This is a genomic window from Streptomyces sp. DS1-CR2 (assembly GCF_055760475.1).
The window spans coordinates 174,103-198,611 of record NZ_CM147085.1 but is presented as its reverse complement, the minus strand read 5'-3'; the positions used below and the strand labels follow the sequence as shown (position 1 = coordinate 198,611).

General features: G+C 67.7%; 24 protein-coding genes and 2 pseudogenes. 12 read left to right on the top strand and 14 right to left on the bottom strand.

What is annotated here, in order from left to right; translation table 11 throughout:
* Window positions 1-32 precede the first annotated feature (32 nt).
* Window positions 33-307: pseudogene (gene tpg, locus ACY0PA_RS01035) on the top strand (telomere-protecting terminal protein Tpg); the annotation flags it as partial.
* 96 nt (window positions 308-403) lie between these two features.
* Here tpg and ACY0PA_RS01030 read toward each other — a convergent pair.
* The 5 genes from ACY0PA_RS01030 to ACY0PA_RS01010 are packed head-to-tail and all read right to left on the bottom strand — an operon-like array spanning window position 404 to window position 5,987.
* Window positions 404-847, bottom strand: coding sequence for a hypothetical protein (locus tag ACY0PA_RS01030; RefSeq protein ID WP_473082885.1), 444 nt, complete (start codon window positions 845-847; stop codon window positions 404-406).
* A 51-nt stretch (window positions 848-898) separates the two neighbouring features.
* Complete coding sequence (locus ACY0PA_RS01025) at window positions 899-1,936, bottom strand: hypothetical protein (RefSeq protein WP_473082884.1); 1,038 nt, start codon at window positions 1,934-1,936, stop codon at window positions 899-901.
* On the bottom strand, window positions 1,933-3,930 hold the full coding sequence (locus tag ACY0PA_RS01020) for a hypothetical protein (RefSeq protein WP_473082883.1): 1,998 nt from the start codon (window positions 3,928-3,930) through the stop codon (window positions 1,933-1,935). Before ACY0PA_RS01020 ends, ACY0PA_RS01025 begins: the two co-directional genes overlap by 4 nt.
* Window positions 3,927-4,682: a TIR domain-containing protein gene (locus tag ACY0PA_RS01015; protein ID WP_473082882.1), complete on the bottom strand. Its 756-nt coding sequence runs from the start codon at window positions 4,680-4,682 to the stop codon at window positions 3,927-3,929. The genes ACY0PA_RS01020 and ACY0PA_RS01015 overlap by 4 nt, the downstream gene beginning before the upstream one ends.
* Before the next feature lie 12 nt (window positions 4,683-4,694).
* Window positions 4,695-5,987, bottom strand: a complete 1,293-nt coding sequence (locus tag ACY0PA_RS01010) for a helix-turn-helix domain-containing protein (protein WP_473082881.1) — start codon at window positions 5,985-5,987, stop codon at window positions 4,695-4,697.
* Window positions 5,988-6,212: 225 nt separating this feature from the next.
* On the opposite strand from ACY0PA_RS01010, the pseudogene ACY0PA_RS01005 reads away from it, so the two are divergent.
* The 5 genes and pseudogenes from ACY0PA_RS01005 to ACY0PA_RS00985 form a co-directional block, all read left to right on the top strand.
* Window positions 6,213-6,290: pseudogene (locus tag ACY0PA_RS01005) on the top strand (telomere-protecting terminal protein Tpg); the annotation flags it as partial.
* Window positions 6,291-6,344: 54 nt separating this feature from the next.
* Window positions 6,345-6,485 carry a hypothetical protein gene (locus tag ACY0PA_RS01000; RefSeq protein WP_473082880.1) on the top strand — a complete coding sequence of 47 codons (141 nt, stop codon included), beginning with the start codon at window positions 6,345-6,347 and terminating at the stop codon, window positions 6,483-6,485.
* 353 nt (window positions 6,486-6,838) lie between these two features.
* On the top strand, window positions 6,839-7,330 hold the full coding sequence (locus tag ACY0PA_RS00995; protein WP_473082879.1) for a hypothetical protein: 492 nt from the start codon (window positions 6,839-6,841) through the stop codon (window positions 7,328-7,330).
* A 135-nt stretch (window positions 7,331-7,465) separates the two neighbouring features.
* A protein-coding gene (locus ACY0PA_RS00990; protein WP_473082610.1) for an IS3 family transposase occupies window positions 7,466-8,718 on the top strand; the annotation gives its coding sequence in 2 pieces (ribosomal slippage) (window positions 7,466-7,748 and window positions 7,748-8,718; 1,254 coding nt in all).
* Window positions 8,719-8,833: 115 nt separating this feature from the next.
* Window positions 8,834-9,346: a RipA family octameric membrane protein gene (locus tag ACY0PA_RS00985; RefSeq protein ID WP_473082878.1), complete on the top strand. Its 513-nt coding sequence runs from the start codon at window positions 8,834-8,836 to the stop codon at window positions 9,344-9,346.
* 231 nt (window positions 9,347-9,577) lie between these two features.
* Here ACY0PA_RS00985 and ACY0PA_RS00980 read toward each other — a convergent pair whose 3' ends face one another.
* Entirely contained in the window at window positions 9,578-11,158 is a 1,581-nt protein-coding gene (locus ACY0PA_RS00980; protein ID WP_473082877.1) for a hypothetical protein, read from the bottom strand.
* A gap of 330 nt (window positions 11,159-11,488) precedes the next feature.
* Between ACY0PA_RS00980 and ACY0PA_RS00975 the strand changes: the two genes are divergently transcribed.
* Both ACY0PA_RS00975 and ACY0PA_RS00970 read left to right on the top strand, forming a co-directional pair.
* Window positions 11,489-12,013 (top strand): hypothetical protein, encoded by a 525-nt coding sequence (locus tag ACY0PA_RS00975; RefSeq protein WP_473082876.1) that lies wholly within the window; start codon window positions 11,489-11,491, stop codon window positions 12,011-12,013.
* Window positions 11,980-12,222, top strand: a complete 243-nt coding sequence (locus tag ACY0PA_RS00970) for a hypothetical protein (RefSeq protein ID WP_473082875.1) — start codon at window positions 11,980-11,982, stop codon at window positions 12,220-12,222. The genes ACY0PA_RS00975 and ACY0PA_RS00970 overlap by 34 nt, the downstream gene beginning before the upstream one ends.
* A 160-nt stretch (window positions 12,223-12,382) precedes the next feature.
* Here ACY0PA_RS00970 and ACY0PA_RS00965 read toward each other — a convergent pair whose 3' ends face one another.
* Window positions 12,383-12,628, bottom strand: coding sequence for a hypothetical protein (locus ACY0PA_RS00965; RefSeq protein ID WP_473082874.1), 246 nt, complete (start codon window positions 12,626-12,628; stop codon window positions 12,383-12,385).
* Here ACY0PA_RS00965 and ACY0PA_RS00960 point away from each other — a divergent pair, their 5' ends adjacent.
* Window positions 12,629-12,880, top strand: a complete 252-nt coding sequence (locus ACY0PA_RS00960) for a hypothetical protein (RefSeq protein WP_473082873.1) — start codon at window positions 12,629-12,631, stop codon at window positions 12,878-12,880.
* A 15-nt stretch (window positions 12,881-12,895) separates the two neighbouring features.
* On the opposite strand, the gene ACY0PA_RS00955 is transcribed toward ACY0PA_RS00960, so the two are convergent.
* The 6 genes from ACY0PA_RS00955 to ACY0PA_RS00930 form a co-directional block, all read right to left on the bottom strand.
* Complete coding sequence (locus tag ACY0PA_RS00955) at window positions 12,896-13,444, bottom strand: orotate phosphoribosyltransferase (protein ID WP_473082872.1); 549 nt, start codon at window positions 13,442-13,444, stop codon at window positions 12,896-12,898.
* Between the two features lie 360 nt (window positions 13,445-13,804).
* A complete protein-coding gene (locus tag ACY0PA_RS00950; RefSeq protein ID WP_473082871.1) occupies window positions 13,805-14,074 on the bottom strand; it encodes a hypothetical protein in 270 nt (89 codons plus the stop codon).
* An 8-nt stretch (window positions 14,075-14,082) separates the two neighbouring features.
* Window positions 14,083-14,658 carry an RNA-guided endonuclease InsQ/TnpB family protein gene (locus tag ACY0PA_RS00945; protein WP_473082870.1) on the bottom strand — a complete coding sequence of 192 codons (576 nt, stop codon included), beginning with the start codon at window positions 14,656-14,658 and terminating at the stop codon, window positions 14,083-14,085.
* Window positions 14,628-15,515 (bottom strand): RNA-guided endonuclease InsQ/TnpB family protein, encoded by an 888-nt coding sequence (locus tag ACY0PA_RS00940; RefSeq protein ID WP_473082869.1) that lies wholly within the window; start codon window positions 15,513-15,515, stop codon window positions 14,628-14,630. Before ACY0PA_RS00940 ends, ACY0PA_RS00945 begins: the two co-directional genes overlap by 31 nt.
* A 605-nt stretch (window positions 15,516-16,120) precedes the next feature.
* Window positions 16,121-17,725, bottom strand: a complete 1,605-nt coding sequence (locus ACY0PA_RS00935) for a glycoside hydrolase family 32 protein (RefSeq protein WP_473086200.1) — start codon at window positions 17,723-17,725, stop codon at window positions 16,121-16,123.
* Between the two features lie 159 nt (window positions 17,726-17,884).
* Entirely contained in the window at window positions 17,885-19,048 is a 1,164-nt protein-coding gene (locus ACY0PA_RS00930; RefSeq protein WP_473082868.1) for a LacI family DNA-binding transcriptional regulator, read from the bottom strand.
* Window positions 19,049-19,160: 112 nt separating this feature from the next.
* Here ACY0PA_RS00930 and ACY0PA_RS00925 point away from each other — a divergent pair, with 112 nt between their 5' ends.
* Complete coding sequence (locus ACY0PA_RS00925; RefSeq protein WP_473082867.1) at window positions 19,161-20,195, top strand: LacI family DNA-binding transcriptional regulator; 1,035 nt, start codon at window positions 19,161-19,163, stop codon at window positions 20,193-20,195.
* 231 nt (window positions 20,196-20,426) lie between these two features.
* Here the strand turns inward: ACY0PA_RS00925 and ACY0PA_RS00920 are convergent, their stop codons facing one another.
* The gene (locus ACY0PA_RS00920; protein ID WP_473082866.1) at window positions 20,427-21,812 is read right to left on the bottom strand and encodes a glycoside hydrolase family 32 protein; all 1,386 of its coding nucleotides are present in this window, start codon (window positions 21,810-21,812) and stop codon (window positions 20,427-20,429) included.
* A 292-nt stretch (window positions 21,813-22,104) separates the two neighbouring features.
* Between ACY0PA_RS00920 and ACY0PA_RS00915 the strand changes: the two genes are divergently transcribed.
* Window positions 22,105-23,472, top strand: a complete 1,368-nt coding sequence (locus tag ACY0PA_RS00915) for an oligosaccharide MFS transporter (RefSeq protein ID WP_473082865.1) — start codon at window positions 22,105-22,107, stop codon at window positions 23,470-23,472.
* A complete protein-coding gene (locus ACY0PA_RS00910; protein WP_473082864.1) occupies window positions 23,469-24,380 on the top strand; it encodes a carbohydrate kinase family protein in 912 nt (303 codons plus the stop codon). The genes ACY0PA_RS00915 and ACY0PA_RS00910 overlap by 4 nt, the downstream gene beginning before the upstream one ends.
* The last annotated feature ends 129 nt before the right edge of the window (window positions 24,381-24,509 follow it).

Genomic DNA, 24,509 nt, shown 5'->3' with positions numbered 1-24,509 from the left:
CGGTAACCGGGATCGGCAACCTCTAACTAATGGGGGGCATTGTCATCGACATCCGCGCCTGCCTCGGCTACGCGCGCCGATCGGGTCGACGGACCAGGACCGCATCCGGCACCTGACCGTCGCCCTGCCACCTCGCTACGCCGCCCGCTTCTTCAAGGCCCAGGAGGCCGGTGCCGGCGACGCCCGGCTCCAGGAGATCGCGGCCGAAGCACTCAAGGAGGTCTACTTTCAGGACGGCGGCCGCCGCGCCGGCAGCCTGGAAGAGGTCCGGTTCACGGACGTCGAGCACCTCGAGTTCGATCTGTAGCAGCTATGTCTGGAATAGCCCGCGCCCCTGGACGTGATCCGGCTACCCGGGGTGCGCGCCTGCGTTACATCGCTGATTCGGGGAGCGGATGACGTCTCAGTCCTGTGGCGGGTCAGGGTGGTGGGCGTGGATGGTCAGTCCGGTGATCCGGCCTGATTGGATGACTGGGCCGTGCTGTACGCCGCCGTTGATGTTGTTGTGTACGGTGCCAGGCCGCGCCACTTCGCTCTGGAGGTGCTGCAACCCTGTGATGAGGGTGCGTAGTTCGGCGCCGGAGACGGCTCGGACTTCCAGTAGATGCCGTAGGTAGGCGTCCCACTGTTCGGCGGTGTCGCGGGCCAGGTGCGGATGACCTGCGGACTGGGTGGTGAGGAGCCGGGCCCGCGCGGCGTCCAGGCCGGTGATCGTGGAGTTGTCTGGATCGCTGCGTGAGAGGAACCGCCGCAGGAGCTCGCGGGCGTGCGTCCAGGAATCGGTGACCATGAGCGAGACCAGGGTGGTCGCTCCCGACGCGGTCAATGCGGCCAACTCGCTGTCCATGGTTCTCCTTCAAGTAGAGCTCGGACTCCAGGTGCTCGGCTGGCATCTGCGTCATCTGGGGTGTTCCGGCTCTTCCGGCTGGTCGTCCGCGTGGGAGGTGAAGGCTGCTGGAGGGTCGTAGCGGCGCAGGAGTTCATCGGCTGTCTCGTGTTTGTCCTGCGTCCTGATGATGTCGGCGATCTGCTTGGTGAGCATCCCCCGTCGGGCATCCCCGTCGGTGAAGCCCATGCCAGAAAGGAAGGCTTCGAAATGGTCGGCGGTGGTCGGCTCCTGTTCGATGACGGGGGTCGAGGGCCCACTGGATGAGGGGATGAGGTCCTGAAGCCGTTCGGGGATGTCGGTGTCGTTGGCGGCCGACGTGAGTTGGGCAAGGAGACCGAGGTCTGACACGGTCTTCTCTATCTGGTTGTCATTCTTGGCCAGCCACCAGACCACCGCGCTGCCAGTGTCCTTGAGCACGTCGTCGCCCAGGTATTCGCGCTTGCTCTGTTCGTACTTGCGCTGGTGTTCCCACACCGCCTTGTCCTTGCGGACTTCAGCGAGTTTGTCCAGGCGTTCCTGGTCTGATTCCTGCAAGGTGAGCGTGATGTTCTCCGCCATGACCTGAAGGTGTCCAGTGGGGTCGGGGCGAAGTCTGCTGAGGACACCGTTGAGTTCGTGTTGGACGAGTGAGGACCGGCAGGGGTCCCGTTGCTCGGTGAGGGCGCGGGCACGTTCCAGCACCGCCTCGACGGCGAGGCCCGCAGGGTTGAGAACGGAGTGGTCGCCGCGGGCCTCGAGAGGATGCCACCGCACGGTCGCGGAGAAGATGAAGTCGTAGTCGGGCCAATGGCTGGGCAGTGCGACGCAGCTGACTTGGTGTTCCCTGCGCTCGATCGGAGCGGCGGGCACGAAGTTTGTGAAGTCGGCGGGTAGGGAGCCGCGACGCATGGCAGCGATCTTGAAGGCAGCCACTGGTACACCGACGACGACAACAGCCAAAGCAGCCCATGCCCATGAAGGCCACTCCTGCATCAGGCCGAGGATCGTCGACAGCAAGGCACACAGGACGGCGAGAAATATGGTCGTCGTCTTCCGGCCGGTGGTCATCGTGTAGTCCCCCTGGGCGGTGCCGGTGGAGTTGATGCGGCCGACGGGTACAGGCCCTGGGCCGTGGAGATCTTCAACAGCAGCCGTTCGGTGATCGCAGCGCCGCGCGCCCGCCCACCGGGCGCGACAGGCTCTGCGGCGCGGGCTGTGGAGTACAGCGCAGCAAGAATGCCGCCGTCTCGGCCTGCAGCATCGACCAGCAGAGCGAGCAGGCAGTCGCGATGGTTGCCGGCCGCACAGGCCGTGTGCAGCCATCGTTCCGCATAAGGCTGCCAGTGCGACTGCTGCATCTTCGTGAATACCTCTGCCCAGCCCGTTACCACTGAGGCTCGGACGGCCTTCTCGTCGATGAGCGTTCTCGGCGCACCTCCCGGGTCGGTCAGCGCCACTGGGTCGCAGATCCGCAGAAAGAGACGAGCGTCGTCAGCGTTGGGTGCGGACGGATAGCGGGTGAGGCGGTCCAGCAGGCGCCGTCGCAGGCGGGCACTGGTTGCTGCAAGGTCGCACAGGGCATCGAGAGCAGGGGTGGCGCCGCGCTCCCGGCGGGCCAGGTGATGCAGCCGTGTCAGGGCCTGATCGGGATGGGTGGGGGCGATCACATCGGTGCACACGCGCAGAAGAACATGGGCGAGATTGCCCGTCAGCTGCTTGCCGACACACCAGTCGTAGACGAGCGTGCGCAGACTCTGGCCGTAACGCAGGTCGTGGAGACCGCAGGCCAGCGCGCCTATGGCAGCCTCCCGACCGGCGCGGGTCGCGGGTGCAGCGCTCCACTCCTCTGCAAGGAAGGCCAGGTCGATTCCCCGCCCGGTGCGCAGATACTGGTCGGCGAGCCGGCTCACCAGCCTTGCGCGAAGGCCGAAGGTGATGTGCGGATCGTCCAGCTCCGTACTGCGGACGGTCCAGGTACTGAATTGATGCCGAAGGTCGGGCATGTGGTCCCAGAAGTGGGCCCGGACCGCGGCATCGTAGTCCAGCTTGTCGAATCGCACATGGCCGCCCGGCTCCGTTGCCGCACCGATCTCGGCCAGACGCTCGGACAGGTCCTTGCCTTCGAGTAAGGGCCCCTCGTCCTTCGGCGTGTCGAGGATGCGCAGCAGGAGGGCTGCACCGTGGTGGATGACGTCAGCGTGTGCGCCATGCAGCATGGCGGTCGCGAACAGCAGCGCGCGCTGCGATGCCGCCTTCTGCTTCGCGACGAGCTCGGCGACTTCCCTGCGCCACTGCTTGAGTCCGTCACGGGAGCGTTCGCACCAGGTGGGGAACCCGTCGTGAACCGGATGCGCAGCACGGGCTCTGCGCACACGGTCGGCGAACAGTGCGACCTCTTCCATCGGCGGTTGTTCCGCCAGGAACGCATCCAACGCTGAGGCGCGGCGCAGGTACTCCTCGTACGGGATCCGGTGAAGCCGCAGATGACGTCGGAAGACCTCGATGTCTGGAGGGCGAGCGATATCGGCCCGGTAGGGCTGGAGATGGGACTCCAGCATCCCGTCGTACGGCATGACGACCACCAGGTGTGCTCGTTGCTCCTGCACGGCTGCACGCAGCGCTGACAGGTCCCTACGCATCTGAGCCCATTGGGAGACGTCCGCCTCGGCAAGGTTCAACAGCAGCCGGTCGCCGACGCCGACCAGTTCGGGATCGGTGAGGGCACCCTCCTCCTCGCCGGGCAGCAGCTCGCGGAAGATACCGGTGTCCTGGTGCAACTCGTACAGGAGGACGCGTGCTGCAGCGGTCCTGCCGCTGCCGGGAGCGCCGTGCAGGATCACCGTCCTGCTGTCGTCTCGCAGACGGCGTGCCGCTCCCATTCCGCGTGGATCGACGAACTGCTGTCTTAGGAGGCGGAGCTGGTCATCGGCGATGCGGCGCGGACTTCGGCCGGGTTTGTCCTGGTCGCCAAGGCCTATGTTGACGGTGTAGTTGAGGGTGCCGGGGCCGGCGTGTACGGGTCCGGAAGGCTGCTCGACGCGCGTGGTGGACCCATCGCTCACCGTTCGTCGTCCTCGGGCCGGCTCGAGTCCCCGAACCGGTGGCGGATGTCGCCGCGCTGATTCCCCTCGATGTTCGTCATGCCGTTACCCGAGTAGTGCCGGTCACCCGAAAGGTGGCGCGAGTTCTGGTAGATGTTCCCCTGCCCGGAATGCACGGGACCGGTCGCCCCTTTAATCACCGTGTTGCCGACATCTCCAGTGAAGTCCCGGCTCTGCACCGCCGTTCCACTGACGTCACCGGTCGAGTTGGACACGGAACCGGGACCGGGGGACGGCGCTTCGCCGTGTTCGAGGTCGTACAGCTCGGGAACCATCTCGGCCACCAGGTCACCCAGGCGCTTCAAGTCCGCTTCGGCGTTCTGCGTGTCCAGCCGCACGGACTGCAGTTCGGCCAGCCTCGCCAGCTCGTCCGGCAGCCCTGCCTTGCGCAGGCGTTCCGTCCCCCTGCCTGCCAGGACGGGCACCACCGGCACTCCGCAGCTGAACGCCTCCACAATTTCCTTGCGGACCCAGTCCTCCGGGTCGCGCAGTCTGGACTGGAAGTTGATCCAGTCGGCCCCGATGACCGCCAGCACCAGTGCGCTGCGGCGCACGCTCATAAGGAGGGCGTCTGGGTAGGTGGAGCCCGGAGCAATGGACCTCGAAGCGCGAAACGCCCGGTCCTTGCCGAAACGGTTGGCAAGCTCGTTGTCGATTAGGGCGGCGATGTCATTGCCGTCCCCTGTGCGGTAGTTGATGAACACGTCGGGCATGACAGGTTCCTTTCAGGAGAAAGGGAGTCGGGATAGCACTGCCAGGCGCGGCTCCAGCTGGCGTACCAGGGCGTGGCCGGAATAGCGGGCCAGGACGCGGGCGAGGCGACGGAGGTCGACCGTCACGGTCGCGGACCGGACGGCCGCTACCCCATCGAGCAGCGGTGCCGCCAATGTGCAGGCCTGATCGATCTCGCCGTGCGACGCATAGGCCAGCGCCCGGCGGACGCCGTAGCGCACCTGCGTGCGCACCGCATCAGGCGAGACCAGCGCGAGTTGGCGGTCCAGTTCCTCGGCCGCCTGCTGCGGCTGGCCGAGGTCGAACAGACACCAGCCGGTGATCATGCCGACCGAGTCAGGCAGATGCATGCTGCCGATCACCGGAGCGTCGCCTTCGCTTTCCTGGCGGGCGAGCAGTGTCCGGGCCCGGTCGAGAGCGCGCAGACACGCGTCGAAATCGCCGGCGAGAGCGTGCCCCTGCGCCTCACGCTGCGCGGCAAGCCCTCGTATCCGCGGCGGGAGCATGCCGTTCTGCGCCTGACGTGCCAGAGCAACGGTCTGCTCGGCATCATCCTGGTACAGCGTGACCAGGGCCCGCCGGACGAGCGCATACCCGGCCAGTGCCCGGTCGCCACCGGCCGCGGCAAGGTCCACTGCATGCTGCGTCCACCACAGCGCCGCCTGTTCGTCGCCCGTTTCCTGTATCAGCCAGCCGACGTATTCGGCATATCGGGACCCCAGCGCCAGTAACTCCTGGCGAGTGCGGGGATCCACGTGCGCGGACAGTTCCCGCAGCGTATGGGTCTGCGCTATCAGCCCCGGCAGCAGGAATCCGGGCTCAACGCTCTGGCCGAGTCGCCTGTAGTGCGTGAACAGTGAGCGGGATGCGTCCAACATCCCGACACCCCCGGTCGTCGATACCCGGCCCTGGCTGCCCGTACCCCAGCTCACCAACGAGGCCGCCCCGGCGCTCACGACCTCCCGCCGACCCACGGGCTGAAACCAGCTCGAACCACCCGGCGACAGCCGCATCACCCACTCCTCCTCATCGATTCCGTAGCGAGCCGGTTCCTTCGACGTACCAGTAGCGGGCGTGGCGACCAAGCCGATCAGCTCACCGCCGGCGTGGAGGGCGGCGTCGCACAACCGAGCCAGGTCACGGCTGGGCGCCTTGATGCCTCGTTCGACCTTGCTCAACTGCGCCTTGCTGTAGTGCACGACGGCGGACAACGCTGTGAGACTCAAGCCGGCGCCCAAGCGCCGCTCCCTCAGCTCTTCGCCGAACTCGCTGGACGGCTGCGGCACGGAAACCTCCAGGACCGTCCATCCCGTGCAAGAGGTTGCTGCACGAAAGAATGCGGCCCCCTGACTGGACGGACAAGGCAGATGGCACTGTTTCCCGTTTCCTCTCCACACGCCGGACGGGCTACTCCCGAAGCGACAGGCCGCGTTGACTGCCGCCCGATATGAAGTGACCGCTCACCCTGAGGTTGGGGCCCGCCCCGCCACCCAGGTGCGTTCGCGGGGAAGGTCAAGCAGCTCAAGAGCACCAAGGCGGTCGCCCAGATGCTGCGGATCTCCCAGCGCACCGTCGAGCGGTATGTCAAAGCCAGATCTACACGCCGCGCCTGACATCGCCGCGCCCTGGAGTGCGGCAGGTACGTGGGCAGCGCGGCCGACGAATCCGGCAGCCACACGCAGCCCGTGCACGACACCGTCGACGAACTCACCCGGGACCTCCTCGACCTGCTTGCCCAGGCCGAGCTGACCGAGACCAAGCTGCGCCGACACCTCGGCCCCTGACCTGGGCTGCTGGGGGCCTATTGGCACCTCGCACCGAAGGGCACCACCAGACCGACCCGGTAGCCCTACCGGCGGTGGAGCTTTCCTTTGCCGCTCCGTTGCCACTCGTGTTCACTCGGTGATCTACTGCGCTCAGCGGTTCGTAGTTGGGGGAGACCAATCATTATCTAGGGCTGTCAACTGTCATCGCAGATCAGCGTGTTACAGCACCGCAAGGCAAGTTAGGCATGTGCGCGGAGATCGTCCGTGATCTGGATGGGAAAGCTCAGGTCTCTCCTGGCACTCCCCGACTTCGAACGCTCGCTACCGTAGGGGTCGCGATCACCGGTGCCGGGGACAGAAGGGGATGAACTGTGACGACCATCGCGGTGACCGGGCACATGGACCTGACCGAGGACAGCATCCCTTTGGTCCGTACCGCCCTGGCCGAACTGCTCGACCAGTACACCGACGAGGGCACGCTCGTCGGAATTTCCTGCATCGCGAAGGGCTCCGACTCCCTGTTCGCCGAAGCCGTCTTTGCCGCCGGCGGACGTCTGATCGTCGTCATCCCCTCCGAGGACTATCGCCGGAACACGGTCGAGCCCCACGATGCCCCCCTCTTTGACTATCTCGTCGACGCCGCTGATGAAGTCGTCGTCCTGCCCCGCGCGACCGCCGATCGGCAGGCATACGACGCCGCCAACTCCGTACTGCTAGAACGCGCCGACCGCCTCGTCGCCGTCTGGAACGGCGAACCTCCCAGTGGCAAGGGGGGCGGCACGGCCGACACCGTCCTCGAAGCGCAAGCGATGGGCATTCCCGTGGATGTGGTGTGGCCGGACGGGGCCTCACGCCAAAGCTGACGGTGTGTGTCTACTGCCATGAGGCTCCTGCCAGGACGCGTTCCTGGCGCGAGCGGCACGCACGGCTGAGCACCCGCCCGCGCTCTGAACCGTTCCGGGTTCGGTAGGGACTCGATCGTTTGAGAGGATCGAGTCATGGCACGTCCTTCCCAGTACCCGCTTGAGCTGCGCCGTCGTGCGGTGCGGATGGTCGCCGAGGTGCGGCCCGAGTATGAAACCGAGTGGGCCGCGATGAAAGCGGTCGCCCAGAAACTGGGCATCGGCACGACCGAGACGCTGCGCAAGTGGGTGCGGCAGGACCAGATCGATGCAGGTGCCCGTCCGGGCACTACGACGGAGGAGTCCGCGCAGGTCAAGGCGATGAAGAAGGAGATCGCCGAACTCAAGCGGGCGAACGAGATCTTGAAGGCTGCGGCGTCTTTCTTCGCGGCCGAGCTCGACCGGCCACACACACGCTCGTAGCGTTCATCGACGAGTACAAGGGCCGCTTCGGCGGCGTCGAGCCGATCTGCCGGGTCCTCACCGACCACGACTGCAAGATCGCCCCGTCCACCTACTACGCCCACCACAAACGCCAGGCCAAGCCTGCGGCCCGCACCCTCCGCGACGCCGAGCTGAAGGACCTGATCACCCAGACGTACGAGGCCAACTACCGTGTCTACGGTGCCCGGAAGATCTGGCGGCACCTGAACCGCCAGGATGTCGCGGTGGCCCGCTGCACCGTCGAACGCCTCATGCGTGACCTCGGGATCACCGGCGCGGTCCGCGGCAAGCGGGTGATCACCACGATTCCCGACGTGAGCGCGGAGCGGGCCCCGGACCTCGTGGACCGTGACTTCGTCGCCCCGGCCCCGAACCGTTGCTGGGTCGCCGACTTCACCCACGTCGCCACGTTCGCCGGCGTCGTCTACGTCGCGTTCGTCGTGGACACCTTCTCCCGCCGTATCGTCGGCTGGTCAGCGGCCATCTCGAAGGAGACACGGCTCGTCCTGGACGCTCTCGAGATGGCCCTGTGGCAACGTGATCGCGACCAACACTCCTATCGGAAGGGCGAGTTGATACATCACTCCGATGCCGGGTCGCAGTACACATCGTTCGCACTTGCCGAGCACCTCGAGAAGGCCGGCATCGCCGCGTCGATCGGATCGGTCGGCGACGCGTACGACAACTCCCTGATGGAGTCCACGATCGGACTCTTCAAGACCGAGCTGATCAAGCCCCGCCGACCTTGGAAGACGCTGTCCGAGGTCGAGTTGGCCACTGCTGAGTGGGTCGACTGGTACTGCCACCGCCGACTCCACGGTGAGATCGGGCACATCCCACCCGTCGAATACGAGAACAACTACTACCGAGCAACCACGAAACCCCAGGTCACAGTCACAACCTAGAGTCTCGATCAAACCCGGAACGGTTCACTCTGTCTCCACTCCAAGAATGACGCCCGCGGCTACCGATCAAGCCGAATCGGTCCCATCTGTCTCTGCTGTTGGCCATGCTGAGGGCATGAGCGACATCGGGGATGCGTTGTGGAACACGGCGGTCGGCCCATCCGACTATTCGGAGGCCAACGACCGGTATCTGCAGGCGATGCTTGACCAGTACAAGCTCTGTGTGGAGATGGCGGACCGGGTCAGTTCCCGACGCAACCTGACCAACACGTTCTTCCTGTCGCTCAATAGCGCGGTCGTGGCGATCGTGGCGGCGACGTCCTCCAGCAGGCTGGCCCACATGTCGGTCCTAGTGCTTCTGGCCGGGCTGGTCATCCTGCTCGCCCAATGCGCCGCATGGTTCGTCATGGTGCGCTCGTACCGGCAGCTCAACTCCGCCAAGTACGCCGTGATCGGAGCCCTGGAGGAACGACTGCCGGCGTTTGCATACTCCCGGGCGGAGTGGGGGGCGCTCGGCGAGGGCCGCGACTGGCGCAAGTACCTTCCCCTGACCTACGTCGAGCAGTGGGTACCAGGCATCTTCGCTCTCTCCTACTTGGTGGGATTCTGCGCCATCGTGGTTCGGTAGTCCGAGGGTGAGAGGCCCTCGGACGACTCGGCCCTGACCGGGTTTCCGGTGATTGTGCGCGCCAAGGACGTCGGGTCGGTTGGTCCTGAGAACAGCTCATTCCTGCGGGAGTTGACCAGTCCCATCATTGCTCTCAGTCAGCGTCCGATGCCTGAGCGCGTGGCCCGGATTCGAAGGCGGCTCGACGCGGCGTGGTGAGGCATCTCTGTCGATTGTGTCGTCTCGCCGCCGTTACGGGAGTGGCGGCGCTGGGGGCAGTCGAGACAACGGGCCCAGAATTGGATCGAGTTCGCGCCGTACCAGTCGGCGGATGGTCCAAACATGTCTTATTCGTGGCACGGTTGGCAGGAATCGCGTGAACTGCGGACTCCATTGGTTATCGAAAGACAGAATTCCTTCGAAGGGAAAGTCCCATCGAATCCCCTTGGCATACGGTGCGGGCGGTGGAATGTCCGGCAATTGCGGTAGTGGTGGCCAGTTAACGTCTGGCTCGGCGGACGACCTTGCCGCGTACTCTTCTGCTGCATCTTCCCGGAAAGCGTGGTATATCTCCTCGCCATAGACGAGCAATAGTAACCGCGTAGGTGTGGCAGTGCGTAACGCTTCAGTGAACTCCCACGCTGTCCCCGGACCTGGGGCTGCCATCATGATCACTGCGTGGGCGCCCTGGATTAGCTTGCTCACCGTGTCCTTCCAGTTGTCGACGGGCAGATAACCGCGCTCCGCCCCGAGGGCCGGCAGGAGTTCGCCGGGTTGCCCGATCGCGACGGTACGACCGAGGCCGCGGAACTGACGCACCAAGAATTCTTCGTGCGTTCCCGGAAGCTCGAAAGGTGAACGCGCAATCCAGCCGGGGGCCTCGTCCGGTGGTAAGGCCATTGCGGAGTCAATGGCGAAGGGCCGCAGGTAGAGCAGATATCGCTCCCCGGTGAGCTCCTCCAACGAAGGAATGATCCGGTGGCGGTGCCGCCTTCCCCGTTTCAACAGAACATTGCCGACATTCCAGAGCAGGAACGAAGGCACCAGGACCACGAACCCGAGCAGCGGATGTACCCACAATGGGAAATCCGACACAAGGGCATCGTATAACGGTTGACAAATGATGGCTAACAACAATCCCAGGGCGCCCAGCGCCCACCCTAGAACGGTCAACGCGCGTCCTCGGCTAGGGCTTTGATATGCCCGCTTGTCAATAGGGTCTACGGACAACGCCTCAGTGTCGGGATTGGCTGTGGTGTTGAGTTTACTGCCGTCGTCACTTGATTGCTCGACTGGAATTTCAGTTGCCGCCTCAAAGCCACAGAGGACAAGGAAATCGATAAACGGCCAGTCAATAAGCAGTACCTCGTCGATGCATGTCTCGGCGACGACAACCAGCACACTAGCCGTCGCGGTCGTGACTAGCGTTGCGATGTGTACATAAATCTGCGTCCTGTCCAGGTGTCCAACAACTAGACTGCCGATTATCACGCCAAGCAATAGCGCCGCCGGGAAGTAGAGGATCATCTCGCCCGCCACGTTAATAATAAGGAGCGCAGCGCGAAAGAGTTTAGCGTGCAACTCGTCTCGGATCACATAGTAGGATAGCGTTCCGAGTTCCCTGCGCTCCCACGCCCAGCTTGTACTGGCTATCGAGAGTGTTGTGAATGTCGAGACGATCAGGCCTAGTATGGCTAATCTATTCGGCACTTCCCTGTGCGGGATGGAATCGCTCGTTGTCCGGTCGTGACGGACGTGAATGGCTGTTGTGATCGCCTGGATTAGTGCAGCGATAAAGGCGATCCACATAACAATACTGGGAACAGGAGGCATTCGGCTACAATCGCACAGAATAACCACTCGCGTGAAGTGGCCAGGCGTGGTGTTGACCTTTGTGCTGACGGGCGGGCAGATCGGTGACGCAATCGCCTTCGCCAAGGGCGTGGCACGATTGCGGGCGCCCCGTTTGCTGAAGCAGGACCGCAGCCTCCCTCGCCGTCACCGGTGCGGGTGCAGCCCTGCCCCGACTTGACGCCGAAACTGTGCTGTTCGGAGCCGGCGAGCGTCAACACGGCACACCACAAGGCATCTTGGAAGATCAAACGGTACGCATTCACCCGATTACTCTGTGCGCTCATCCCATCGGTTCAATGAGGAATCCGTATGAGCTACACAGACCATGACGTGCGCGAGGGCCGCCGGCTGATGAACGAGCGCTGCGAGAACCGCCTCGTCATCGGCGACAAGCTGCTGACTGTCACGGCCCCGGGCGGCCCGGACGGCGCCTTCGACCAGTACTACGACGAGATCAGCCTGAGCCCCAGGGCGGCCCGGCAGTACCGGCACACCGTCCGCATGTGCACCCCGCCCGTGCGGCAGCTCGTGGCCGACAGCGGCGTCCACGTCAGCTACAGCGCGCTTCGCGAAGGGGCCCGCCTGGCTCCCTCCGGCAAGCCGTACGACGAGGACTACAGCACGCTCCGCTTGCTGCTGCAGGAAGCGGCGGGGCCGGCGTCGGCCGCATCCAGTACCTCCGTGCCCTGGGCATCGGCCCCGGCCTGCAGGACCTGCTCGACCCCGCCGGCGACATGTCCGTGGCCCAGTACCTCGGGTCCCTGCCTCCCGTGGAACGGGACAAGGTGCTGCGGGAGTTGGTGGAGGAGGACGACGCCTTCCGCGACGCGGTGAAGCGGGCCATGGACGACAAGCGCCGCCGTGACCGCGAGGGCCGCACCGGCCGCGGCGGGGACAAGCCGAGCAAGGCCCAGGCTCTGGCCCGGGACCTGGTACGGCTGAATGACCAGATCACCGCCCTCATTGCACCGGTACCCGCCGTCCGCCGTCCTGGACTTCAGCGTTCCTTCGCGACGGCCCGGCTCGTGCAGGGTGCCGCGTGAGGTGCGCGCCCGGAAGAACGCGCCCTCACGGCCGCCGAGGTGGTGCAGGGCGGTGAGCCAGCCAGTTCCGTACGGCCGCGGATCTGGTCGACGCGGGCAGCGAGGGCGGCCGCGGCCACCGGATTCACTGGGCCGGTGACGGGGGCTCCGCACTTGCGCATCACTCAGCGGGCGTCTCGTGCCTGGCGGCTGCCTTCGCGGCCATCTCAACCTCGTAGCGGCTCATGCCCACCCCGTCCTGCTTCGCATAGGCCGTGACCTCCTTCTGAAAGGCCCATGTCGCGTCGTACCAGGGCTTCCATGCCTCCGCGGAGTAGGGCTCACCCCGTACGGCTGCGAAGGCGGCGACGGCTGCTCGCTCCAGATCGATCAGACGGTTCATCTCACGTGTGGGTTCATCGGTCACGTGTCCGGACCCTACGTCGCGGGTACGACAGAGCCCCTTCTCACAGAAGCACTGTGCCTGCTGGCTGGACGCGTTGATCCGCTGTTCTCCGACGACGCCGTCGACCTGATCCACCTCACCAGCCGCGGCCTGCCCCGCTCGGTCAACAACATCGCCCTGCAGTCGCTCATCGCCGCGTTCGCCGACGAGAAGAGCATCGTGGACGAGTCCTCCACGCGCCTCGCCATCACCGAGACACACGCGACGGACTGAAGGGAGCCCGGCCGATCAGACGGCAGCGGCCCGCAGATCTGCGGCCGTCAGCAGCGACAACAGTCCGATGCCCTCGGCCGCGAGGGCAGCGGCACCGCCTTGCTCACGGTCGATCACGCACAGAGCCTCCTGCACCTGAGCCCCCAGACCCCGCAGGTCCGCGGTCGACAGCACGATCTGTCCACCACTGGTGACCACATCCTCAACGACCGTCACCCGACGGCCTTCGACGTCGGCGCCCTCGGCGAGACGGCAGGTGCCATACGGTTTGGCCTGCTTGCGCACGAAAGCGTAGGGGAGCCCCGTGTGTCGGCCGAGTGCGGTAACCACCGGGATGCCGCCCATCTCCAGGCCGGCCAGGACCTCGGTGCCCGGCGGCACCAGCGGAGCCATCTCCCGGGCGATCTCGTCCAGCAGTACCGGGTCGCCCTCGAACCGGTACTTGTCGAAGTACTCCGTGGCAGTACGGTCGGACCGAAGCGTGAATTGCCCGGTCAGATGGGAAGCAGCATGGATACGGCGAGCAAGATCAGAGTGAGTCACAGGCAGCGAGTCTCCCAGCAACCCCTCCCGGCCAAGACACCGGCTCTCTCCACGACACCGTGAACACGAAGCCGACACCGTGAACACCAAGAACCCCTGCGCCCTGCGGCCGCAGGGTCATTTCAGCCCGCACGTCATCAACGACAGTGTCGCCGTCATGCTCATCCAGCGCGTCGCGCAACAAGGAGCTCGCGGTCCAGGTCGGGGAGCTGAAGAACTAGCAGGTGCCCCAGTAGATGAGGCTCGGCCCAGGCGAGGAGGGGGGCCGCCCGTCGGAGACACGCCAGCTCAAGACTGCGCTGAGGCGGCGCGGGCCGTCGGCAGCCGTCTTGAAGACGGCGTGCCCTCTAGGAGCGGGCAGCGTCGCAGCGTCCCCGGGCTTCACGAGCTGTCCAGCACGGACCGTACCGGGCCCGCGCCGCCTGGATGAACTTCAAGGATTCCAGCGCGGTTGACCAGCACACGGCGCCTTGGGTATGTCCGCTCGGCGATCTCGACATCCCGCTGGTCGAACTCGCCGTAGAAGTAAATGACTCCGTCGATGAGCTCGCGTTTCCATGCGCCGGTAGGCCACCGTGAAAGGACCGCCTCGACGGTCATCGGCTCGCGGGGATCGGGCAGGTCAGGGCCTTTGGCAGCACCGTCACGCATCCTTCGACTCACTTCCCGTCCGCCCCTGGGCTCTGTCCGCCGTCCGGCTCCCGTCCAGCAGCTTCTTCCTGGGCGGCGAGGGCGCGGTGCTTGATGTTGACGGCCGCGCCGATGTCGGCGTGCGTGTGGTGCCCGCATCGGGTGCAGGTGAACAGGTCACGGGTGCGGCGGCTCTTGGCGTCCACGTGGCCGCACCGGTTGCAGGTCTGGGAGGTGTAGGCGGGGTTGACCGCGCTCACCCGCGCCCCGTACCAGGGGGCCTTGTACTGGATCTGCCGCCTGATCTCCGCGAACCCGACATCCAGCATCGACCGGTTCAAGCCCGCCTTCGCCTTCACGTTCCGTCCCGGCTCCTGCACCGTCCCCCGCGCGCTGCGGGTCATGTTCTTCACCTGCAGATCCTCCAGGGCGACGTGCGCGAACTGCGTCACCAGACGCTTGGTCAGCAGATGCTGCGTCGACGCACGCCGCGCCGCGACCAGCGCATGCAGCCGCGCCACCTCGTCCCGCGCCTGGCACCAGCCCGCCGACTGCCGCCAGACGGGCAGCCCCTTCACATACCGGCGGCCATGCGCCGCTGCCACTTGTGCAGCTGCCGCCGGGCATTGTCCAAGTGCCGCGGATTCTCGAACAGCTGCACCTTGTCGTCGCCGATAGCCAGCGGGCTGGACGTCGCCGCGAACACCGCCACGCCGAGATCCACCCCAACTGCGCCTGCATTGCGCTGCCGGCGCGATGCCCGCACCGGCTCCGGCGCCGGGATCCGCACGTTGAAGGACGCGAACCAGGTGCGCCCCTCCCGCGCGATCGTCACCGACTTGACCTCCCCGCCCCGCGCAAGCAGCCGTGCCAGACGCCGCGCGGGGCGGCGCAGGCGCACGACAAATGCCTTTTGCCCGCCGGGCGTCTTCTCCCCGGCGATCCGCACGTGGCGCAGGTTCTGGGACACGAGCCGCACGCTGAACATCCGAAACGAATCCCGGCACCGCCCGTACCGCTTCGGCCGCGGATAACCGACCTGAACACCGCGCCGCGCAGCGCTCTTCCAGTTCGAGAACGCCGTGTCGGCGTCCCGGAACGCCTGCTGGCACACGATCGCGTTCACCCCACGCCACCACGGATACAACGACCGCGGCTCCTCACCCGGCCACACCGGCCCCGGCAACGGCCGGTCCCTCACGACAAGGAAAGTCTTCTGGATGTCGAACTGGCCCGGGACCTTCACCTTCGGCGCGTTCCGCGCAGCCTCCTGCAGAGACTGCCCCTGGGCAATCAGCCGATCACGCCCGTGACTCCACTGCTGCTGCCAGGCGTGTTTGATCCCGTAGGCGAAGTTGAAACTGCGGCGGGAAGCCTCTGCATAGCGGTGCAGGATCTCGCGCTGCCCGGGGCTCGGGTCCAGAGCTTCACGGACGACGACGGTGACAGTGTTCTCACTCATGCCGGCCAGCGTTGCAGCCACCACTGACAATCAATATGAACCGTTATTGCTGTTATGTGTCGGTTCTCGATTTCCGGTGATGGCGGTCTTATGGTGCTGGTGTTCGCCTCGCCGTTGGCGGGGGTGAACTCGTCCCCTGGGTGGGGGAGTAGAACGCCCGTGGACTGCACCAGCCTTACGGCAAGGGCAGGAAACCCCGTGCACGGCACGGAAGGAAGCGGCGCAGCTCTGCCTGCTCCTGCGAGCAGGCAGGCACCGTGGCCGGGTGACCGAGCCACCCGTCCTTAACGCGTATGCGCGATTAAGTGCTGTTTGCCGGAACCTGTGAAAGTAGTCGGAAACCGTCGTGGGCTTATGAGAGGTCCCAGGCCAGCAAGGTGCGCTCCGTGTGCGCAGGTACGGCCCTGGTGCATGCAGCACACCGAGCACGCCCCCGAGTGCGCTCCACGCGGGCAGGGACGGCCCCAGCGCAAGGAGCACCCCGCCCGTGAAGACCTGTGCGCTCCGGTTCGCGCGGCGCTCGCGTTCCGCGGCTCTCCTGCTGCCCGTCACTCGGTGTCCGAGTGACGGGCAGCGGAAAGTGGTTCACCCCTGTGTGTCGTGCCTCAGACGGTGAACTCCCGGATCATGGTGTCGCGGAACACCGCCGAGCCCCCGGTGGTGAACAGCGAGACCCCGGTGTCGACCAGGTAGGGGAACGCCTCCATCGAGTGCACGTACCGCCCGTCGTCGAAGAACACTTCGACGGTCGTCCGGTCCACGAGCGCGCGCAGCCGCACCGACCGCGTGGCCGCGTCGAAGGGCGTATGGCTCTCCTGGTAGTTCCCGGAGGAGTCCGGATTCGGCACGCCACGACGGTTGACGAAGGCGAAGTCGTCATAGACGCCCGCGTCGATGTGCCGCCCTCCGTCGACCGACTTGCGCAGCTGGACGCCCGCTCCGGTGAGCGCGCCGTCCCAGGTGATCTCGCAGGTCAGCTCGTACGAGATGCCGGTGTACGACAGCGCGAGCTCCCCGTCGACCGTGAGATGGCCGAGGTCCACGGTCTTCGAGACGTGGTCGTCGAGCGCGGTGACCGGGCTGGTGGCGAGATACAGCGTGCCGGAGAGGTCCTTGCGCAGGGTCACCTCGCGGACGATCGAGTCGGTGCCGTTGAAGCCGTCGGAGTCGATGGTGGGCGTGGTGTTGGGGTAGTCCCAGTTGTTCATCCAGCCGATCGCGTACCGCATGGCCGGGTCGACGGAGCCGTCGGCGCGGTGCTTGTCGAAGGTGACGGCGCCGTAGAAGTCGAAGCCGTGGTCGAGCCACTGGGGGGCGGCGGCGTCCGGAGTGAAGGTGGTGCCGTCGAAGGAACCGGTCCAGTACGCGTATGTGTTGGGCAGGCCGGACGCCTTGCCGTTGGCGCTCACACCGAGCACCCAGGTGGCCGTGCCGCCGGTGCCGGTGATGTGGAACAGGTCCGGGCACTCCAGCGTGCCGAGGCCCTCGTGGGTGAAGCCGCTCGCGTATGTCCAGGACTTGAGGTCGTCGGAGTGGTAGATGCCGACCTTGGTCTTCTCGGCGAGGGCCATCACCCAGCGGCCCCGCTCCTCGTCGCGGATCACCTTCGGGTCGCGGAAGTCCTTGACACCCGGGTTGGCCAGGACCGGGTCGGTGCCGTGGTTGGTGAAGGTGTGGCCGCCGTCTGTGGAGTAGTACAGGTACTGCGCCTGGGAGTTGGCGGTGCTGTCAGGCGCCATCGTGACGACGACGATGACGGCGCCCGCGCCGAACCCGGCCGTGTTGCCGGGGTCGACCACCGCGCACCCCGACCATACGTCCCCGTTCGCAGTCGTGTCCTTGGGCACGGCGACACCCCGGTCGCGGAAGGACACCAGATCGGTGCTGGTGGCCAGGCGCCAGGTGGTACCGGCCTCCGTCCCGCCCGTGAGGTAGTCCGGGTTGTAGAGGTAGTAGTAGTGGTACTCGCCCTCGATCCAGATCGGCCGCTGCGGGTCGTTCTTCCACTGGTCGGGGACCGTGAAGTGGTACGTGTCGCGGTAGCCGGTGGCCGTCGACGTGGACTTCGCCTTCGACTTCGCCTTCACCCTGTGCGCCGCTGGGGCGGCGGCCTGCGCGGGCGCGGCGACGGGCAGCAGCGCCGCGGCGGCGCCGAGGGCGGTGGCCGTACGGAAAAGGGTCCTGCGGTTCAGGCGCGGCTCAGGGGGCATCATCGGTCCTCGGTTCTCCCAGCTTCACTGACGGGGGGCGACCAGGACTGTAGACCTAACTCGTTAAAGGTGGAAAGGGGCCAGGTTCACTTTCCTGACACGATTTAGGTCACTGCCCGAAACGAACCGTTCCCGGCAACCGGCTCTCTGGGCGCCCGATTACCGTCGCGCGCCCGGCCCGTTTCCCACCGACTCCCGCACGACCACCGGGCACTCCAGCTTCCGCACCCGCGCCTCGGGCGCGCGCCGCGCGCCGATGGCGTCGAGCAGCAGTCGCACCGCCTCCTCGCCCATCGCGCGATGCGGGAGCGCGACGCTGGTCAACGGCGGATTCAGGAACGCCGCCATGTGCTCCTGGTCGTCGTACCCCACCAGCGACACCTCGCCCGGTACGTCGATCCCGAGCCGGGTGGCGGCATGCAGCACCCCCGCCGCGACGCGGTCGTTGTAGCAGACGATGCCCGTCGGACGGTCCGGGCGCGGCCGGTCGAGGACGCCCAGGCCCCCCTCGTACCCCGCCGAGATCTCGCCGCCCGTGCGCACCACGTCCTCGGCCGCCGCGCGCAGCCCGGCCCCGCGCAGCGCGTCACGGAAGCCGCGCAGCCGCTCGGCGGTCGCGATGTCGTCGAGCCCGCCGACGAGAGCGAGCCGCCGGTGCCCCGCGTCGAGCAGCAGCCGTGCCGCGGCCCGCCCGCCGGCCCGCTCGGCGGGCACCACGGCGGCGTGCGGACTCCCCTCCGGGGGAAGGCAGTTGGCCAGCACGAACGGCGTGCGGTCGAGCCCCTTCGGCAGCCGGTCCGCGCGGCGCAGCGACATCGCCGCGTACACGATGCCGTCGACCCGCCGGTCGAGCAGCTCGGCGACGGCGGCGTCCTCCTTCGCCGCGTCGCCCGAGGAGTCGACGGTCAACAGCAGATGCTCATGCTCCCAGGCCGTCTCCATCGCGCCGCGCAGCAGCGCGCCCGCGAACGGCGACGACGCGATGTGGTCGGTGACCAGGCCGATCACGGCGGTACGCCGACTGCGCAGACCGCGTGCCACGGCGTTCGGCCGGTAGTCGAGCTCCGTCGCAGCCTCGCGGATCCGGCGCTGGGTCTCGGCGGAGAGATTGCCGTCGGCGCGGCCGTTGAACACGAACGACACGGCGGTGTGCGAGACGCCCGCGAGCCGTGCCACGTCACGGGAGGTGGGCCGCGCGACGGCACCCGGCTCGGCTGCCCCCGCATCACCCCGGGCGCCGGCGCCCGAAGTGCCACCGGCACCGGCGGCGTCCTGCCCCCGCGCACTGACCACTTTGCCGCCCGAACCGCCTCTGCCCACCATGAGAGCACCCTACCGACGGCACTCGTGACCTCGTACGGAGATACTGGACGCATGCACGGGCCGCGTACACGAACGGGCGCGACCCAGGGCCCCATGAATCGAGGACGACACCGTGAACCGCCGCCCCACCGCCCGCGACGTAGCCGAACTCGCCGGGGTGTCACGGGCCGCCGTCTCCTTCGTCTTCAGCGGCCGCGCGGCGGGCAACCTCTCCGCCGGCACGCAGGAACGGATCAAGAAGGCGGCCGACGAACTCGGCTACCGGCCCGACGAGGTGGCCCGTTCCCTTCGGCGCAAGCGGAGCGCGGTCATCGGGTTGCTCAGCGACGAGATCGCGACGAGCCCGTTCGCCGGGCGGATGGTGCTCGGCGCGATGGACGCGGCCCGCGAACGCGGGCACCAGGTCCTGCTCCTGGAGTCACGCAACGATCCCGCCGCCGAAACGGAGGCCATCGCCGAACTGCGGGCCCGCCGGGTCGACGGCGTCGTCTACGCGGCGATGTCGATGCGCCGTACCCAGGTCCCGGACAGCCTGGACCCGGCCCGCACGGTGCTCGCCAACTGCCTCCCGCAGCAGCCGAATTCATACGCGTACGTGGTGGCGGACGAGCGGGGCGGCGGCCGTTCGGCCGTGGACGTGCTGATCACGGCGGGCCACCGCGACATCGCGCTGCTCGCGGGCGAGACCGGCAACATCGCGGCGTCCGACCGCGCCCGCGGATTCACCGACGGCCTGCGCGCCGCCGGACTCACGGCGCGCGAGGGATGGACGGTGCGCGCGGGCTGGCAGATCGACGAGGGCTACGCGGCGGCCCTGCGGATCCTCGACCGGCCCGGTGAGGACCGCCCGACGGGCATCGTCTGCGCCAACGACCGCGTCGCGGCGGGCGCGATGCTGGCGGCGGCCCGGCTCGGGATCGACGTCCCCGGCAAGCTGTCCCTCGTCGGCTACGACGACCAGGACCAGATGGCGGCCCATCTGGTCCCGGCACTCACCACGGTCGCGCTGCCGCACTACGAGATGGGCGCGGAGGCGGTCCGTGCTCTGCTCGACGCGGCGGACGCGGGGCACGACGTCGACCGGTCGGCGGGCCTGCTGCTCGACTGCCCGGTGGTGGAACGGGAGTCGGTGGGCAGCCCGAGCTGAACCGCGAACCGGCGGCGGCGCAAGCGCCTTGGGCGCCGGACAGCTCCGTGATGCCGTGACCCGCCGTCCTGATGCGCAGGCCGCCGATGCACGTGCCGAGCGCCATGGCGGGACCGGTGGCGACCACGACGGGGTGGGGCGACGAGCCCGAGGGTGGGAAGGGCCTCGCCCAGGTGTCGGGAGGGCGACCGGGCCGTCGCCCCGTAGCGCTCTCGCCGCCCGCCCGCGGGCTCAGCGACCGGTCAGCTCCCAGGCGGTCACCCGGACCTCGGCCGCACCGCGCACGACCGCGACGCCGAGCATGCCCTCGGGCGCGGGGTAGACCTTCTCCGTCAGCATGGCCCGCTCGTCGACGAACACCTCGACGAGCGGCCCGTCGACCAGAGCCCGCAGCCGCGCCCGGGACCCGCCCGGCACGACGGCGGTGACCTGCGCGGTCCTGGGCAGCGGATGGTGCGAGGTGGCTGGCGCGCCTGTCCGGTCGAGGGTGGCGAGCCCGCGCGTCGGGTTCAGACGCAGCGCGATGGTGTCCCCGAGGTGCAGTTCGACCTCGGAGTCGGGGTGGCCGACGGCCACGTCCAGCTCGATCTCGTACGCGGCGGGAAGCGCGTCTCCCACGGCCAGTTCGGCGCCCCGCAGCCCCGTCAACTCCCGCGCGGGCGCGAGCCGCAACGTGCCGTCCTCGTGCACGCCGATCTCGCGCGGGTGCGTCAGACAGCCCGCCCAGCCGACGGTCACGGACTCCTCCTCGGTACGCGACTCCCAGCTCCAGCCCCACAGCAGGGTTCGGCCGTCCTCGACGAGGGCGGTGGGAGCGTAGAAGTCGCGGCCGTGATCGAGCATGCCGCCCGAGGACGGCACGAAGGTCAACCCGGTGCCGGACGGCGCGAGATCACCGATCAGATACGTGGTCGAGTACGTGATATCGGCGGCCCACAGCGACAGGAGCAGGATCCAGCGGCCGTCACCGGTGGGCAGCAGCGCGGGGCACTCCCAGGCGTCGGCGGGAGCGGCGTGGCGGGCCGCGAGCGGGTGGGCCGCGTCCAGGAGCGAGCCGGCGTAGGTCCACTCGTTGAGCGAGTCGACGCGGTAGAGCAGCACGTCGGGGCGGCCGCCCGCCTCCGGCGCGCGACGGTGCCCGGCGCCGATCACGGCCCAGCGCCGGCCCTCGTACGAGAAGAGGAACGGGTCGCGGAAGGCGAGCAGGTCGAGGCCCGTCGGCGGGCCGGGGACGACGGCTTCCGGCTCGGCCTTCAGCGTCGATATCGCCTCGTCGGCGGCGCGCGCGAGCATGACCGAGCCGATGCCGTCGGTGCGGTCCATTCCGGTGTAGACGGCGGTGGGCACACCGTCGTCGACGACCGCGCAGCCGGACCAGGCGCCCAGCTCGTCGCGGGTTCCGGGGGTCGGGGCGAGCGCGATGCCGTGGTCGGTCCAGGTCACGAGGTCGGGGCTGGAGGCGTGGCCCCAGTGGATGTCGCCCCAGACGGGCGCGCCCGGGTTGTGCTGGAAGAAGAGGTGGTAGCGGCCGTCGTGGAAGAGCGGGCCGTTGGGGTCGTTGCACCACTGACCGGCGGCGGGCCGTACGTGGAGGCGGGGTGTGTTCCGGTCGGCCATGGCGGCGTCACTTTCTGTCGTAGGGCCCACGGGTACTGCCGTAGGGCCCGGAGGTCGGGCCGTCGCGGGCGCGCCGTTTCGGGTGCGCGCCACCGTCGGTGTGTGGTTCTGCCCGGCGCACTGTGTCGGACGTGTTGCCGGTGCGTGTCCTGCCTCTTGCCAAACGGAACCTAACACGTGATAGTGATCCCGCCCTAGCACGTGTTAGGGACTAGATTCGGAATGAATCATTCCGGCATGATGAAGCGGCTCCGCGCGTACGACGCGGTGCCTGGCGCGAGGGAGCGCACACATGACCATGCAGAAGGAAGCGGTGACGGCCACGTCCCCCGCCGCGGGCAGTCCCGGCCGGCAGGAGACGGGCACGGACCCCGGCGGCGATCGGCCCACCGGTGCGTCCGGGGCCGCGCCTGCTCCCGGGCACAGCCGGCGCAAGGTGAACTTCACCCTGGCCAGCGCCGCGCTCTTCATGTTCTTCGTGACGTGGTCGCTGTCCTGGTCGCTGTTCTCGATCTGGCTGACCCAGGACATCGGTCTGAGCGCCGGCCGCAGCTCGCTCGTGATCAGCGCCAACGCCATCGGCTGTCTGATCACGATGCCGGTCTACGGCTACCTCCAGGACCGCCTCGGCCTGCGCAAGAACCTCCTGTACTGGATCGGCGGCCTGATGCTGCTGGTCGGCCCGATGTACATCTACGTGTACGGGCCGCTGCTCAAGCACCACTTCGCCCTCGGCCTGGTCGTCGGCTCTGCCTACCTGGCCATGGCCTTCGCCGTCGCCGTCGCGACCTTGGAGAGCTACACCGAGCGCCTCGGCCGCTTCCACGGCTTCGAGTTCGGGCGGGCCCGGATGTTCGGCTCGCTCGGCTGGGCCGCCGCCACCTTCTTCGCGGGCCGCCTGTTCAACATCAACCCGAATCTGAACTTCTGGGCCGCGTCCGTCGCCGCCGCCGTTTTCGTCGGCCTGATCGTCGCGATCCGGGTCGCGGACGGCCGCCGCGCCGAGGCCGTCGACGAAGCGGCCTCCTCGGTCTCGCTCTCGGACGTGAAGTCCCTCTTCACCTACCCCGCCTTCTGGGGCCTGCTGCTCTTCGTGGTCGCGGTGACAGCTACGTACAACACGTACGACGCGATGTTCCCCTCCTACTTCACCTCGCTCTTCTCCACCGAGGCCGAGGGCAACCGGATGTTCTCCGACCTGAACTCCGTGCAGGTCTTCCTCGAAGCGGGCGGCATGGCGCTCGCGCCGTTCCTGGTCAACCGCATCGGGCCGAAGAAGTCGCTGCTCATCTCCGGCTGCGTCATGGCGGCCCGGATCCTGCTCTCCGGCCTGGTCACCGGCGCCCTCGCGATCTCCGCGGTGAAACTGCTGCACTCTGTCGAGCTGCCGATCATGCTGATCGCGATCTTCAAGTACATCAACCGCCACTTCGAGCCCCGGCTGTCGTCCACGATCTATCTGGTCGGCTTCCAGCTGGCCACCCAGCTCGGCGCCGCCGTCATCTCCCCGCTCGCCGGCCTCGGCTACGACAGCATCGGCTACCGCGGCACATATGCGGTCATGGGCTGTTGCGTCGCCGCTGTCACCGCCGTCTCCGTACTCACCCTGCGCCCCGACTCCAAGGGGATCACCCTGACCGGAAAGGAAGCCCTGGCGTGATCGTCGTCGCCGGTGAAGCCCTGATCGACCTGGTGCCGCAGAGCGGCACCGGCGACCCGCTCGCCCCCTTGCTGCCCGCGCGCGGCGGCGGACCGTACAACACGGCCGTCGCGCTCGGGCGGCTCGGCGCGGACGTCGCGTTCTGCTCCCGCGTCTCGACCGACGCGTTCGGTACGGCACTCGTCTCGCACCTGGAGAAGGAAGGAGTGGCGGTCGACCTCGTCCAGCGCGGCGCCGAACCCACCACCCTCGCGCTCGCGTCCGTCGCCGAAGGCGGCTCGGCGACGTACACCTTCTATACGGAGGGCAGCGCGGACCGCCTGTTCAGGGCCCCTGCTCAATTCCCGTCGGGAGTAAGGGCGTTGTCCGTCGGTACGTGCTCGCTCGTCCTCGAACCGGGTGCGAGCGCGTATGAGCACCTGATGCGGCGCGAGTCCGCGCGGGGCGTCTTCGTCGCCCTCGACCCGAACATCCGCGCCGGCCTGATCCCGGACGCGGACGCCTACCGGGCACGCTTCGAGAGCTGGCTGCCGTACGTCTCCCTGCTCAAGCTCAGTGAGGAGGATGCGGAGTGGCTCGGCGGCGGCATCGAGGGCTGGCTCGCAGCCGGGCCGTCGGCCGTCATCGTGACCCGTGGTGGTGCGGGTCTGACGGCTTTCACCGCCATGGGCGACGGCCCGCACGCGGTGCCCGGCGTGGACGTCGAGGTCGTCGACACGATCGGGGCCGGCGACACAGTGAACGCGGCGCTGCTGCACGCCCTGGACTCCCGCGACCGTCTGTCCCGTGACGGGCTCGCAGGGCTCGGGCCCGCCGACTGGAGCGATGTCCTGCGGTTCGCGGCGCGAGCGGCGGCCGTCACCTGCTCGCGGGCCGGGGCGGAACCGCCGTACGGCGTGGAACTGTAACGAGTTGGTGCGTGATAGCGGGTGCGGCGTCGTGCCTGGCAGGTGGGGCATGATCCGGCCGCTGTGGCGATCATGGTCAATCGGGCGGTGCTGGCGCATCTGCTGTTCACGGGGATCTCTCGGCGTCAT

What these genes read in the sequence shown, in the direction of transcription:
- ACY0PA_RS01030 (WP_473082885.1), bottom strand. Translation starts at nt 847, where the DNA reads ATGGACAGCGAGTTGGCCGCATTGACCGCGTCGGGAGCGACCACCCTG.
- ACY0PA_RS01025 (WP_473082884.1), bottom strand. Translation starts at nt 1,936, where the DNA reads ATGACCACCGGCCGGAAGACGACGACCATATTTCTCGCCGTCCTGTGT.
- ACY0PA_RS01015 (WP_473082882.1), bottom strand. Translation starts at nt 4,682, where the DNA reads ATGCCCGACGTGTTCATCAACTACCGCACAGGGGACGGCAATGACATC.
- ACY0PA_RS00985 (WP_473082878.1), top strand. Translation starts at nt 8,834, where the DNA reads ATGAGCGACATCGGGGATGCGTTGTGGAACACGGCGGTCGGCCCATCC.
- ACY0PA_RS00980 (WP_473082877.1), bottom strand. Translation starts at nt 11,158, where the DNA reads ATGCCTCCTGTTCCCAGTATTGTTATGTGGATCGCCTTTATCGCTGCA.
- ACY0PA_RS00975 (WP_473082876.1), top strand. Translation starts at nt 11,489, where the DNA reads ATGAGCTACACAGACCATGACGTGCGCGAGGGCCGCCGGCTGATGAAC.
- ACY0PA_RS00950 (WP_473082871.1), bottom strand. Translation starts at nt 14,074, where the DNA reads ATGCGTGACGGTGCTGCCAAAGGCCCTGACCTGCCCGATCCCCGCGAG.
- ACY0PA_RS00940 (WP_473082869.1), bottom strand. Translation starts at nt 15,515, where the DNA reads ATGAGTGAGAACACTGTCACCGTCGTCGTCCGTGAAGCTCTGGACCCG.
- ACY0PA_RS00935 (WP_473086200.1), bottom strand. Translation starts at nt 17,725, where the DNA reads ATGCCCCCTGAGCCGCGCCTGAACCGCAGGACCCTTTTCCGTACGGCC.
- ACY0PA_RS00930 (WP_473082868.1), bottom strand. Translation starts at nt 19,048, where the DNA reads ATGGTGGGCAGAGGCGGTTCGGGCGGCAAAGTGGTCAGTGCGCGGGGG.
- ACY0PA_RS00920 (WP_473082866.1), bottom strand. Translation starts at nt 21,812, where the DNA reads ATGGCCGACCGGAACACACCCCGCCTCCACGTACGGCCCGCCGCCGGT.
- ACY0PA_RS00915 (WP_473082865.1), top strand. Translation starts at nt 22,105, where the DNA reads ATGACCATGCAGAAGGAAGCGGTGACGGCCACGTCCCCCGCCGCGGGC.